The organism is Algoriphagus sp. Y33 (genome assembly GCF_014838715.1).
Classification (GTDB): domain Bacteria; phylum Bacteroidota; class Bacteroidia; order Cytophagales; family Cyclobacteriaceae; genus Algoriphagus.
In genome coordinates, this window is sequence record NZ_CP061947.1 from 6,342,019 (window position 1) to 6,354,811 (window position 12,793).

The window sequence follows — 12,793 nt, forward strand, 5'->3', positions numbered from 1 at the left end:
GAATCATGAAACTACTTGCGATCGCATTCAATCTGCTACTGCTCCTTGCGGCATCTATGTGCAGTTCATCTACTGAGGAGAAAAGTCTCTTGGGTAACAATACCAGCTCCAAAAAAGTGAATGATTCCTGTCTGATGGACTATACGGGTGAAAATGAAGGGAAATTTTTCACCGAAGAATTAATCAAAGATTTGGCCAACGGCAATCCGATCAAACCAGACCATTATGAACCAAGACATATGTATCGATATTCCTGGAAGGAAGATGGTGTCATCCATTTCATAGGATTTGATGAAATGGAGACGGCGGAGAAACTTCGACTTAAGCGAACAGATAAGAATAAGGATATTCCAAATCTGGTCGTGGACTATACGAGAAACACCTACCGTGACAAAACTCCCGAAGAAGCAGCAAAATTGAATAAACTAATCAATGATGAGCTTGAAAAATCCAAAGATTCCAATGCCAATGCATCCTCCAATAGAACTCTTCAAAACACGGTCATGGATATGCAGCAGAACGCCTATATCCCATTGGATACAAAGGCTGATTATGCGGTTTACAACAGGAAAGGCTTTGGAGTATATGTTGTGGTAGGTGAGGTATTGCTCTCGCTCAGCGCCCAGGTAGGGCCTTACGGATCTGTGGATGAGGGGAAAAGTATTGAACTGGCCAGGAAGTTGGCTGATAAAGTGGCAGGAGTATGCAACTGATGATTTGGCTTTGCAACCTACTGGTTGTAATCATGTGCCAGAGTTTACGTCCATTGGCTGATTTAGATCCTGAAGTTCGGGTAAATACCACTGCTATAGAGAATATAGCCTATCTCAAAGTGGGCGGTCAAACGGTGTTTGACTCTACCAAAATGGCCTATTCAACATTAACAGCTTATCCTAATCAATTGCTGTTTACACTAATGGATGGTGAAGGGCAAAGTGTGACCTTGACATTTGCCGGCAAGGATATTTCCAAGCGGAGACCAGAAGAGCTGATATTCGATGAGCCGGGGTTATTCCACGGATACAGTGAAGCAGGCGATGTGTTTTTTATTGCATTTGGGAAGTTTGCCCCAGATCGGGAGTCTGGGCAGATTAAGTACGACCATTCTTTCCCGCAAAACATCATGGAAGGAAAGCTAAAAGTGATCAGCTGGACACCGAATGAATTTGTCTTGGAATTCGAAGGAAAGTTGGGCGAAGAAGAGGCCGTAGATAGCCCTGAGCATTGGGTGCCATTTTCCGGTAAGGTAAAAGCAATCAACTACCAGCAATTTGATATGTGAAAACCAACTGATTCAGTAGCGGTTGAGAGGTCTTAAAAAAGAATTCTGCATTGAATGATTAAAATATTGATGATCAAATTTTAAAAAAATGAAACCACTAAAAAATATGAATTCAACACGGTTAAACTCAAATTATAATCATATGAAAACACTAATAAGTACAATCATGTTGGTATGGATCGGCCTGTTTTCTGTAGAATCCGAAGCCCAAACTGTCAAAGGAGCTATTACTGTAGGAAAAAGCTCTGAACTGAAGCTGGAAACCAAGTCGGACAACCTTATAGATCTATTCATCGATTTCAGGAAAGAAAGATACCCCATCTTGTTTTCCTTTCAGGGAGACGGAATCAAATCCAAAGAAGGTAGGGAAATTATCTTTTTTGAGTTTATTACCGAAGTATACCATAATGGTAAACTGGTAGGAAAAACTTCCAGAAACCCCATGCCTTACATCCCCGGAGACATGATCATCGGAACTGAAGGTTTTGACTTTATTTCCATGCTGAGCTATAATGAGAAAAGCCGGGCTACAATGAAAGAGACTCCAGGCAAACTTGCTCAGGGAAGCTATCAGGTCAAACTACTTGCCAGACCGTTAGAATCAAAGGGGCAGATCCGACCGGCAACATTTTCATTTAACATTCAATAGCTATTTATGAAATCAAACATAGTTAACCGGATAATACTGCTTGCGGGCATATTACTACTCGCTTTTGCCTGTGGTGCCTCAAACGAAGATCAGGCACTGGAGAAAGTTGCCAAAGACTTGGGAATTGACAAGGAGAAGCTAAAAAGCAAATCCTTCTATTCCTTCAAAATCTCCGGCGGTTCGCTGGACGGGCAAACGTTCACCACTCCGGTGTATGCACAGGGAGGCATTGATTCCAGATGGAACGAGAACAGAGAAATCAGCGCATCCACAGTTGGTTTCGTAGATCCGCCACAGGGCAACAGTACCTTTAGAATGATCTGGGATGGTGATAAGATCAGCCCGCTCAAGGCAGAAGCAAACCCCTTTGGAGAGAATTCTTTTATAGAGCTGAAGGTGGAGAAAAACGATAAAAAATATGTTTTCTTGTCCGATAGCGGCTCTTACCAAATAGTATCTAAAAACAAAAAATCTTGGGTGGATCAGATCACTAAAGATGAGTATCCAATCCTGGATATAGAAGCTGAGTTTGAGGGGGATTTTACCGAAGCTACTTCGGGAGAAAAAGTCAAGATCAAAGGCTGGGTAAAAGGCTTCGACCCACGGTAGAGGCTTAATCTTAACCAGAGCTTTTACAAAACAATCAATTTTAATCACGGAAAATAGATCTGAGGTATATGATCATTCTATGCCCGGGATTCCTACGGCCTTTCCAAACTACACACAACATGAATAACTACATCAAAACTCTCGTTCTGTCAGTTCTGATGGCCTTAAGCAGCTTTGTTTCTGCGCAGACATTTCCAGTCCAGGCCACCGGAATATTTACTCTGGATATTGGGAATGAACTTCGCTTGCTCCAGAACCTCCCATCTACAAAAGTAGAAGGCATATATGCTAAACCGAGTAAGGAAAAACTGGCAGATTTCGAGGGTGCTTACGAAAAAAGCACAGGAAAGGTGGATGGGCAGCTTACCTATTGCAATGGCAAAAAGGAAAGGCTGGTTTTTTACTTCACCCGAGACAATGCCGATGCTTCAGAAATATACTTTGGAAAAGCCCCAAATGACAGAAAAGCGGTAGGTACACGAAAAGGAAAAACAAGACCTACCCTGGCTTTTGATTGCGCTAATGATAGTGCAGAACAGGGCAACGAACCCTTCTTCGGGAAGGGCTCATGGACAGGGACCTGGAAGACGCATCAGGGAATGATCAGATTGATCCAGATCAATGATATAGTTACTGGAAATGTATTTGTGGTCGGGGATTTTAAAGATACCGGTGTTATTCAGATAATCGATTTTGAGGGTAATGAAGTGGAAGGTGAATTCACCTCTGCTACCCAAGGGGACGGTTACTTCAAGATCACACGAATGAGTGAAACCAAATTTGAAGGAACTTACAGATGGGGATTACAGACCGAATGGACTGAGTGGGGAGGAGTACGTACCGATTCTAAATTACCGGTGCTGACTTCCACTGGGGCAAAGCACTTGGTGAATCGACTATTAAGCGAAGATTAAGTCATCTAAACTTTTATCCAAAATAATAAATCATGGAATCGAGCATGACTCAAAAGTCACACACTGGGATGATTATAATGTATGCGAGATTCTCCCGATGAAAAATCGGGACAGGCTATATGGCCACTGAAAAACAAATTAGAAACACATGAAATCGAGCATGCCGAAGACGGCACAGAGGGATGATTATTCACCTGGCGAGATTCCATCTGACCTCTTAAAACAAAATATAAACAGATGAAAAAACAAATTTATATACAGCTAATCCTACTTTTCTTGGCAGGATGGTCGCAGGCGCAAAATTTCACCGGCGTATGGAATGCATCTATGGTGAATGACAAATCAAAAGTGGATCCTAATATCGAGTACCATTTGACCCAAAATGGAAGTACGATCACCGGAGAGATTATTCACAAAAAAGAAAATATGAGGGCTACGCTTACGGGTACCATGGCTAATAAGGAAGTCACGGGTACACTGAAATATGACAAAAACCAATGGGCTTCTTTGGATCAGAAATTCAGGATTTTCATCAGAGCCAATGATAATGCCACCATGTTTATGCACGAGAGCACCAAAGGTGCGCGCTTTTATGGAGGCCCCATATTCAAGAATCAAACCTTAACGAGCCAGCAGGCAAATAAAGCTCAAGCAGCGACATCACTTCAAAAAGGCGCATTTTCTACAGGAAGTGGTACGGTAGTCCAGAAAGCTACAGGGACACCCAAAGTAGGAGTTCAGATGGCGACGACACCTAAGAAAACAGCTAGAAACATTGGGGGCTATTACCGCATCGAAGGTATGACCGATGCTAGCGGCACGAAAAGGAACCTCTTTGTGAATGTTAGGAATTTTCCTGACAGCAAAGACAGAAGCAAGGCTTATGGAGAAGCACTGATCTTGGGGAATGCCTATGGTATCGGTTCTACAGAAGGAAGGCTGTTTGGATATGAGACCAATGAGGATGATGTAACCGTGATGTTTGATCCGATCTATGAAAATAACACCAAGAATACCAAAGCCAACGGTCGGATTGCAATCGGGAGCAATGGCACGTATCTCGTAGCTCCAAAATTGGGATACAAAATGATCAAAATCAGCCAGGCGGAAGCAGAGCGGGAGAGTAAGAAGCTAAGTGCTACGGTAAAGGTGAGGGTGGAGTATAAGTTTATCTATGTTAATGATTCCTTCGAATGGCCTAAATCTGCACTTAATTCAACTCAGGCTTTCTACTCTTCTTTCGATAGGGCGATTTATGGAACAGGTAGTATTAAAGCTACTTTAGAAACATCATCTTCTACAACTCCAGTGAAGAGCGTTGGTAATCTTTCCGACCGTGTATTTGATGCTCCAAAATCAAGACCTGTTTCGAAAGGATATAAGAGTTATTACTTCGAAAAAAAGAACAACTTGGCATGGGGTCGTGGGAAAGGAAGTGGATACGGCTTCTATAAGTTTGCCAAAGATGCTGAATTTCCCAAGCCCCAGAACAATACACACACAGGGGAATTCTTAATAGAAGTAGGTTACAAAAGGGAGTTTGAAGTTCCAAGGGCAGCTCTGGAGGGCAAAGATCAGAGAGTGGGAATACAAGTCAGTGTCCACTTGTCTAACGCGGCCGGTACAGGAGACATCACTTTTGGAAACATGCGCAGAAAAGTTTATCTCCATGAATTGGGACTGGAAAGTAAATTAACAGAAGATGAAAAAAGGATCAACTATGTGATGCATGAAAAAAGGATCAGCAAAAATCCTATTTATTTTATAGCTAGTGTTACTAAAGGGCCATTCTTAGTGACTTTTGTGGCATTTACTGTAGAAATCGTTGAATAACCATTCTTTTCAATCATTTAATGAACAACTCTTTAAAAAATCTTTGGATAAATAGGGTTAAGCAGCTGGCTTTCTTAGGAGGGGCTATGGTATGGGGAGCCTTCACTAATGCACAAGATATAGATCTCACCACCTACGACAGCGAAGAGGGCGGACTCTATTTTGATCAGGCTATTATTTACTCCTATTCGGATCACACGGGTAGGTCTGGGGAAGTGTGGATCTATTACAGTACCTGTAGCAAGCGCTTCCTTTTTGACCATGCCGCATGGGGTAGGGAAGACGAGATGATCCACTATGTCATTGCCCAGCCTGATGGCAGTTACCTGACCTTTGGGACAGAAGCCGAAGGTCCGGGCAACGGCAGGGTAGTCACGGTGGACTCGGTATATCTGGAGCCTAACGATAATCTTATTGCTATCCCTTCCAAGGACGAGTACATCGAGTTTACTGCTATTCCTGAGTCCAATGAAGTAATAGCGGGACTGGAGAGCAAAGCATATGAAGTGAGGAAACTCAAAGATGCCAATGCTTCAGAAAAAATCCACCTCGCTACAGTAGATTTTGATACACGATTGATCTACTTGTTTAATCAGCAGGCAAAAGAGCTTCGGTTACCAGAGATCCTAGGACAAACTTTCGGGCTGGGGTATGATCAGCTGGTGACAAAGATGGAATCATCCTATACTGACGCTAAAGGTCAAGTGTATTGGAGCAAAATGAAACTGGAAACAGTTGATCCGACCACCTACTGGGCACCCATCAAAGATTACACGTTGAGGACTAGAAATTCCGACGGCGGCCTCTCTTCTTCAACTTTGTGCGAATCTATTGAGCTATTCGGGGACTGCTATTAAGTAAGTATTCTCAGAGCATTACCTTCCCGATTTGTGAAATTGGGAAGGTTTTTTTATAACTAAATTTCAATAACATCGTTTACCTTTTTTTCTTTTTCTATACTAACTAAAGACGGTCGCATATGACCTTGTTTTATCTATCATTTACCAATTACAATCAAATGAAAAAATTACTAATTGTTTTTGTGATTACACTAATCGCAGGAATAGACCAAGTTTCGGCTCAGGATTCCAAGCGGATCGGTGGACAACTGATCTACGGAACCAACATCAATTCATTGGGCATCGGGGCGATTGCAGAATTTCCAATTGCTGAGAAAATGATCATTTCGCCAAGCTTTTCTTTTTATTTCCCAAAAGATGAAACAATTGTGAAAACCAGTGCCTTTGAAATCAATGGCAATTTGAATTATATGCTGCTTGAGGAGGGGATGATTCAATTGTACGGACTTGGAGGATTAAATTATACCCAGATGAAAGTAAAAACAGACCTATCCATCATTGGGGGTACTACAGATTTTTCAGTCAGTGAAGGAAGGATCGGACTAAATTTGGGAGCAGGTGTAAATTTTGATTTGGCAAAGAGCTTTCTCCCCTTCGCTGAAGTGAAATACATTATTAGTGACTTCGACCGATTGGTATTGGCAGGTGGGATGAAATTCAACTTTTGAGCTATGAGGACACTAAGTTTGTTTATTTCAGCTTTGATGCTTTTAGGTCTTATTTCCTGTGGAAGCGGATCTGAAGTTCCCCAAGAACATACCTACCATGTCAATTTGTCAAATGGGGAGTCTTATTCAGGCACTATTCCCAATGAAGAATTGATAGCACAATACATTGATATCCCCGGCGACCCGGCTTATAGGATGATTACTTTTAATATTGTGGATGGGGATTTTGAAATGCTGGTTCAGGTAATGATGCAAGGCAATACAGTATTGCCAATCCGTGATCCTGAATCAGACGAGGCTGATGGGGGATTTATTGTGATTACACCTCCCGGAACAGATATTTTTACCCGGTTTGGAAGTGTTTCGGGAAGTGTTTCAGCTACTGGGCTGAATTATCAGGAAACACCCGGCGTGGGAGCTTCCACAGGGTTGGCAATGGGGGAATTCAGTTTCAACTGCCAGTTTCAAAGAGCAGAGGATTTTGATAGTGATAGCAATAAGATATCCGGAACCGGCGAGATATCTATTAAGCGATATTTCTAACTATTTTATTTGCCTTTTGGTTAATCAGGTCGGGTTTTTTTATGTTCATCCCGGCCTGAATACTTTATATATGGACTTGCAATAACATTACATCTGCAAGGCCTCATTGACTTATTGAAGCCGTGTTGCTTTCAAACAGACCTTGATTTAACCATGGGAAATACGCTTGCCAAAAGAAAAATTTTAGCCGTAATAAACGAATCAGAAAATGTCTTTTCGTATCCCCTGATTGCAGAGAGCCTTAAGTGGGCGAACGACTTCAAGCGTGTGTGAATAGGAAGTTCTCAAATGTTTTCTGCCGCTCCTATTTTTTTAAATCCTTTGTCTGCTTAAATTGGGACTACCTATCCCATTCAATAGATGAAGGACACAAAACCTACCACAATTGAAGGATACATAGATTCCGCACCTCAGGAATTTCAGGGGATCATGTACGAACTCGTTGAGATCATAAATTCCGCAATTCCGAAGGCGGAAGGCCGAATAAGCTGGAATGTTCCCATATATAACTATCACGGGATTCTTGCAGGATTTGATGCCGCCAAAAAGCACGTGAGCTTTGGGATTGATGCATTGGATGATGAAGTACGTGAAGTACTTCATGGAAAAGGATATAAGACCGGTAAGAAAACTATTCAGATTAAGCCAGGCCAAAAAGTCCCAAAGACTGAACTAGTACGACTGATTAAAGAACAAGCCAGGCTAAATGAAGTGGGGTGAAATTAGAGTTTGGCAATCCTTAAGTTTATAGCGCTTTGTTTTTTTTAAGTCAATTGTTTAGACTAGTTTGATGTTGAAATCAAGGGTGTTTCAATTACTTGCCTTAGTTAAGTTATATACGGTAAGGTTAATTTTTACTTGATAGAGTAGCACAACTTCAGAATTGCTTCAAGAGAAATGCCTAGCTTTTTACGGAAATAGTATAATGTAATGCTTATTAAATAATCCTTGAAAAGTTGATTCATGAAGATTTTACTAGTAGAAGATAATCCGGAACTGACCCAAAATATCAATAATTACCTGCTTCATGAAGGAATCAGATGTGAATGTGCGAGTTCTCTTTTTGAAGCGCAAGATAAAATACTGAGTTACGGGTACGACTGTATTGTGCTTGATTTGATGCTGCCTGACGGAAGTGGTCTTGAGCTTCTGGAAATGATTAAGTCAAGCAAATTGGATTCAACAGTTATCATCATTTCAGCCAAGGGATCCTTGGATGATAAATTGTCCGGATTGGATCAGGGGGCTGATGATTATTTGGCGAAGCCTTTTCATTTGTCAGAGCTCCTGGCAAGGCTAAAAGCCGTTTACCGAAGAACTAAAATGCAGGGGTTTGATGAGTTGATATTCAATGAGATTACAGTGGTCAACTCACAGTTTCAGGTTTTGATCCATAACCATATATTAGACCTTACCAAGAAGGAGTACGATCTGCTTCTTTTCTTCTTGACTAATAAAGACAGAGTAGTGGGAAAGAATGCCATTGCACATCACTTGTGGGGGGATTATACAGATGATCTCTCAAACTTTGATTTTGTATATCAGCACGTTAAAAATCTGAGAAAGAAAATATCTGCTGCCGGTGGCAAGGATTACATTAACACGGTGTATGGACTTGGGTATAAATTTGATACTACTGTCTCATGAAACTAATAAACATTGTCAGCCTTTGGTTTCTGGGAATTACCGTAGCAGCTTTGCTGATAGGGACAATAGTAATCTATGAAAAGCTTGGAGCTGAGATAGACTTTGAGTTGGGGATGGAACTTAACAGGCAAATTGAATCATATGCCAATAGGATAGAACAGGGTGCTCCGGTAGAGAAACTGGTATATGATAGACTTGAGATCAAAGAGATTCCCATGGAATGGCCTCTCGAGGAGATTTGGCTGAGAGACACATTGGCTTATCATGATCCGATGAACAGAAACGAGACTCAGCTGAAAGCCAGTCGTTCGTTTAAGATCAATGGCAACCATTATAGAATATCCTATTATAATCTGGTGATCGAAGCAGATGATATCACCGAGACTATTGTGATTACCATGCTAACCGTGTTTTTTGCTCAATTGTTGTTTATCGGCTTTTTTCTGCGCGCCGTTTCCAAAAAAATATTCAATCCTTTCCATCAAAGCTTAAACCGGCTGCAGCAATTTTCTTTTCAAAAAAATAAACCGTTGGAATTTTCAAAGAGCGGTGTTTTTGAATTTGACTTATTGAATAGTTTTCTGGAAAAAATGTCTGAGAAATTGCTTAATGATTACCGAAAGATCAAAGAGTTTTCCGAGAATCTTTCCCATGAAATTCAAACTCCCTCGGCAGTGGTGAGAGGTAAATTGGAATTGCTTATGAATGAAACTATAAACGAGCAACAGGCAGCATTGATCCAATCCGCATTTGATAACAATGAGCGAATCAGAAAAATAGTAAAATCTCTTGCCATCCTCGCTAAACTGGAAAATGAGGAGTTTGAATCTCCCAAACCTATAGATTTCAGCGAGGTCTTGGAAAAAATGTTGAGGAATTTAGAGGAGGTGATCGAGATCCATTCAATCCACCTCAACAGGAATATCAAAAAGGAAGTAAAATTACCTATTCACCCCTATGTGGCCGAAATTCTACTTCATAATTTACTGAGTAATTCTATCAAGCATAACTTAGAAGGTGGGAAAATCCAAATAGATCTGGACAATACTACGCTGGAAATAAAAAATACAGGAAAGTTACCTTCTTATGCTCCTGAAGAAATGGTTCAACGATTCAGAAAAGATGGTGATAGCCAAGATTCTGTGGGACTGGGGCTTGCGATTGTAAATCAAATTTGTAAAAACTATGGTTTCAGCTTGAAATATACTTTTGAGGAGCCATTTCATTGCATAGAAATACGATTTAGCTAGGTACTTCAAATTTGATATAGATTGTTTCCCTATCCTTATGTCAAAACCAGCTATCCATCTAATGAACTTATACCCGAAAGCTATTCTTTTCCTATTCTTTTTTTGCATCCCCTTGATTGGCTGGGCGCAAACTTTTCAGCTTCATGGAATACTAAAAGATGGGGATAGAGATGAGTCACTTGGTTTCGCTCAAGTGGCATTATTTGAATCTCTTACCGCTGCTGATCCCATTACCTATACTGATACTGATGAGGATGGGAAGTTTGTACTTGAAGTGGAAAAAGGCTCATATGTTCTTAAAGCATTCTTTATCGGTTATGAAGATCTTGTTGTTGAGAATGTGACTGTGGATGGCCAGGTGTCTCTGGGTGATCTGGAGATGATCGGGACAGCCGAAAAACTGGAAGAGATAGTTGTTCAGACCAGCAAAATGCCTGTTCGTTCAAGTTTGGAGGGCATCACTATTTCACCTGAGAATAATCTGGCAAATGCCGGAGGCACCTTGCTGGATGTGCTTAGGAATACTCCTTCCATATCAGTGTCCGAAGACGGGGCTATTTCTCTTAGGGGAAGTAATGGAACCAACATTTTAATCAACGGAAGAAATTCCTCATTGACTCAAAACCTAGATCAGCTTCCGGCAAGTGCAGTAGAGGAAATCAAAGTGATCAACAATCCAAATGCCCGCTATGATGCCGCCGCGGAGGGTGGAGTAATCGATATTGTACTGAAAAAAGGACAGGATCTAGGAACCCACGGGGGAGTGGAAGGGACTTATGGAACTAGGGGAAGATCCAATATTGGAGGGAGGATTAATCATCGTAATGCTACTTTCAATGTGTTTGGGGGGTATAATTATCGAAACTGGAAAGGGGTAAGCAAGAGAAGCTCAATACGGGAAATCTTTGAAGATCAGGAAAGACTTGCACAGAATACAAATGGGTCTGAGCGGGAGAAAAGCCACAATCTTAACCTTGGGGCTGATTATTACTTTGGGAATAGTATGTTGAGCTATGAGGGAGTATATCAGTATGGTCATCAATTTCAGGTCAATACCCTGTATTCGGAGCTTACTAGTTTGGATCCTGCAGGTATGGACGGCTCATTCGATTACGTCCGGAGAAACAATGAAGATGAAACTGATGAAGGACTGGACAATGCCTTGATTTTTGAACATAATTTTGAAGGGAAAGGTCATTTGCTTCGGTTTACCGCCAGTCATTCCTACCGAAATCAGTTTAAAACACAGAACATTGAGATCTTCGGCAATACGTTGGCTCCCCTTCCCGGGAATCTCTCAGGACAAGAGCAGGCATTTACTGATGAGGTGAGAAATATAACTGTACTTCAGGCAGACTACATCAAACCTTGGGAAACCGGGAAATTTGAGACAGGACTGAAATCTAATATCAGGAAATTTGACAATGATTATCAATACCTGAGATATGAAGAGGCTGAAGGATCGTTTGTAGAAGATCCGTCAATAAGTAACCGGTTTCTCTATCAGGATCAGATCCATGCAGGGTATGCTATTTTTTCTTCTACAGTGAAAAAATTTGAGTACGCATTAGGCCTACGTGGAGAGTATACTCAGGTGGACACTTATCTTAAGAATACGGATGAGGAAAATCAGCAGCGTTATTTTAACCTGTTCCCAAGTGTGCAGGGAATGTATAATTTAGATGACAACCATTCACTCAAATTCACTTATTCCAGAAGAATCGATAGGCCTACCGCCTGGAGATTGAATCCCTTTCCTGACATTACTGACTCATTGAATATCCGTCGGGGAAATCCCGATTTGGAGCCAGAAATGATCAATTCATTTGAAGTGGGACACTTGGCTAATTTTGACAAATCCAGCTTCGCCACCAACCTGTTTTATAGAAAGGTTAATGGGCAATTAGACTTTATTACCTTGGTGGAGGATGGGATTTCCTATTCTCAACCTGCCAATTTACTGTCCTCCCAATCCTATGGAGTCGAATTTATAGGAGTGGCTGAAGTCAGTGATTGGTATTCGTTGAATGGAGGGGTCACCCTGTTCAGAATAGCAGTAGATGGATCTAATATCGGCGAAGAATTTACCAATTCCGGATTTTCATGGAATGCAAAGCTGACTCAGGATTTCAAATTTCCGTTAGGAATAAACCTGCAGGTGGTTGGTAACTATGATTCTCCTGAAATAGAAGCCCAGGGAAGAGACCTTGCACGATATTCTATGGATGCAAGTATTCAGAAGTCGTTCTTCAGCGATAAAGCAAGCGTATTGCTTAGTGTTAGGGACGTGTTTAATACAGACAGATTTGCGGGAGAGACTCGCACTAATACTTTCTCACAGGAATTCAGGGCAAAGCGGGAAACGAGAATTATGTTAGTAACTGCCCGTTATAATTTCTGATTTCCAATTGGAGGAATAGTTTCTGTCTCGCACTTCTATCCTGGCTGTCATTGGAAAGTGGGCAAGCACGTTCGAAAGACAAAACCAAGCGGCAGGGACAATAGCAGCATTGAATATTAGGGTTTGCTGAAAAAACC

Annotated in this window: 13 protein-coding genes; all 13 read left to right on the forward strand. The window is 41.3% G+C overall.

Annotated elements, in window-relative coordinates:
* Positions 1-5 precede the first annotated feature (5 nt).
* Positions 6-713, forward strand: a complete 708-nt coding sequence (locus ID165_RS26315; RefSeq protein ID WP_192348343.1) for a hypothetical protein — start codon at positions 6-8, stop codon at positions 711-713.
* Positions 704-1,282 (forward strand): hypothetical protein, encoded by a 579-nt coding sequence (locus ID165_RS26320; protein ID WP_192348344.1) that lies wholly within the window; start codon positions 704-706, stop codon positions 1,280-1,282. Before ID165_RS26315 ends, ID165_RS26320 begins: the two co-directional genes overlap by 10 nt.
* 142 nt (positions 1,283-1,424) lie before the next feature.
* Positions 1,425-1,931 (forward strand): hypothetical protein, encoded by a 507-nt coding sequence (locus ID165_RS26325; protein WP_192348345.1) that lies wholly within the window; start codon positions 1,425-1,427, stop codon positions 1,929-1,931.
* A 6-nt stretch (positions 1,932-1,937) separates the two neighbouring features.
* Positions 1,938-2,540: a hypothetical protein gene (locus ID165_RS26330; protein WP_192348346.1), complete on the forward strand. Its 603-nt coding sequence runs from the start codon at positions 1,938-1,940 to the stop codon at positions 2,538-2,540.
* 119 nt (positions 2,541-2,659) lie between these two features.
* On the forward strand, positions 2,660-3,454 hold the full coding sequence (locus ID165_RS26335) for a hypothetical protein (RefSeq protein ID WP_192348347.1): 795 nt from the start codon (positions 2,660-2,662) through the stop codon (positions 3,452-3,454).
* Positions 3,455-3,691: 237 nt separating this feature from the next.
* The gene (locus ID165_RS26340; protein ID WP_192348348.1) at positions 3,692-5,287 is read left to right on the forward strand and encodes a hypothetical protein; all 1,596 of its coding nucleotides are present in this window, start codon (positions 3,692-3,694) and stop codon (positions 5,285-5,287) included.
* 20 nt (positions 5,288-5,307) lie between these two features.
* Complete coding sequence (locus tag ID165_RS26345; protein WP_192348349.1) at positions 5,308-6,144, forward strand: hypothetical protein; 837 nt, start codon at positions 5,308-5,310, stop codon at positions 6,142-6,144.
* Between the two features lie 161 nt (positions 6,145-6,305).
* Positions 6,306-6,815, forward strand: a complete 510-nt coding sequence (locus ID165_RS26350) for an outer membrane protein (RefSeq protein WP_192348350.1) — start codon at positions 6,306-6,308, stop codon at positions 6,813-6,815.
* Between the two features lie 3 nt (positions 6,816-6,818).
* Entirely contained in the window at positions 6,819-7,358 is a 540-nt protein-coding gene (locus tag ID165_RS26355; RefSeq protein WP_192348351.1) for a hypothetical protein, read from the forward strand.
* A gap of 360 nt (positions 7,359-7,718) precedes the next feature.
* A complete protein-coding gene (locus ID165_RS26360) occupies positions 7,719-8,078 on the forward strand; it encodes an iron chaperone (RefSeq protein WP_192348352.1) in 360 nt (119 codons plus the stop codon).
* A gap of 243 nt (positions 8,079-8,321) precedes the next feature.
* Entirely contained in the window at positions 8,322-9,005 is a 684-nt protein-coding gene (locus ID165_RS26365) for a response regulator transcription factor (protein ID WP_192348353.1), read from the forward strand.
* Entirely contained in the window at positions 9,002-10,255 is a 1,254-nt protein-coding gene (locus tag ID165_RS26370; RefSeq protein ID WP_192348354.1) for a HAMP domain-containing sensor histidine kinase, read from the forward strand. Before ID165_RS26365 ends, ID165_RS26370 begins: the two co-directional genes overlap by 4 nt.
* A gap of 61 nt (positions 10,256-10,316) precedes the next feature.
* On the forward strand, positions 10,317-12,656 hold the full coding sequence (locus tag ID165_RS26375; protein ID WP_192348355.1) for a TonB-dependent receptor: 2,340 nt from the start codon (positions 10,317-10,319) through the stop codon (positions 12,654-12,656).
* Positions 12,657-12,793: the final 137 nt, after the last annotated feature.

Bases quoted from the DNA above. Each gene is read 5' to 3' on its own strand.
- ID165_RS26345 (WP_192348349.1), top strand. From the start codon at position 5,308: ATGAACAACTCTTTAAAAAATCTTTGGATAAATAGGGTTAAGCAGCTG.
- ID165_RS26320 (WP_192348344.1), top strand. From the start codon at position 704: ATGCAACTGATGATTTGGCTTTGCAACCTACTGGTTGTAATCATGTGC.
- ID165_RS26370 (WP_192348354.1), top strand. From the start codon at position 9,002: ATGAAACTAATAAACATTGTCAGCCTTTGGTTTCTGGGAATTACCGTA.
- ID165_RS26335 (WP_192348347.1), top strand. From the start codon at position 2,660: ATGAATAACTACATCAAAACTCTCGTTCTGTCAGTTCTGATGGCCTTA.
- ID165_RS26325 (WP_192348345.1), top strand. From the start codon at position 1,425: ATGAAAACACTAATAAGTACAATCATGTTGGTATGGATCGGCCTGTTT.
- ID165_RS26375 (WP_192348355.1), top strand. From the start codon at position 10,317: ATGAACTTATACCCGAAAGCTATTCTTTTCCTATTCTTTTTTTGCATC.
- ID165_RS26355 (WP_192348351.1), top strand. From the start codon at position 6,819: ATGAGGACACTAAGTTTGTTTATTTCAGCTTTGATGCTTTTAGGTCTT.
- ID165_RS26350 (WP_192348350.1), top strand. From the start codon at position 6,306: ATGAAAAAATTACTAATTGTTTTTGTGATTACACTAATCGCAGGAATA.
- ID165_RS26340 (WP_192348348.1), top strand. From the start codon at position 3,692: ATGAAAAAACAAATTTATATACAGCTAATCCTACTTTTCTTGGCAGGA.
- ID165_RS26315 (WP_192348343.1), top strand. From the start codon at position 6: ATGAAACTACTTGCGATCGCATTCAATCTGCTACTGCTCCTTGCGGCA.
- ID165_RS26330 (WP_192348346.1), top strand. From the start codon at position 1,938: ATGAAATCAAACATAGTTAACCGGATAATACTGCTTGCGGGCATATTA.
- ID165_RS26360 (WP_192348352.1), top strand. From the start codon at position 7,719: ATGAAGGACACAAAACCTACCACAATTGAAGGATACATAGATTCCGCA.
- ID165_RS26365 (WP_192348353.1), top strand. From the start codon at position 8,322: ATGAAGATTTTACTAGTAGAAGATAATCCGGAACTGACCCAAAATATC.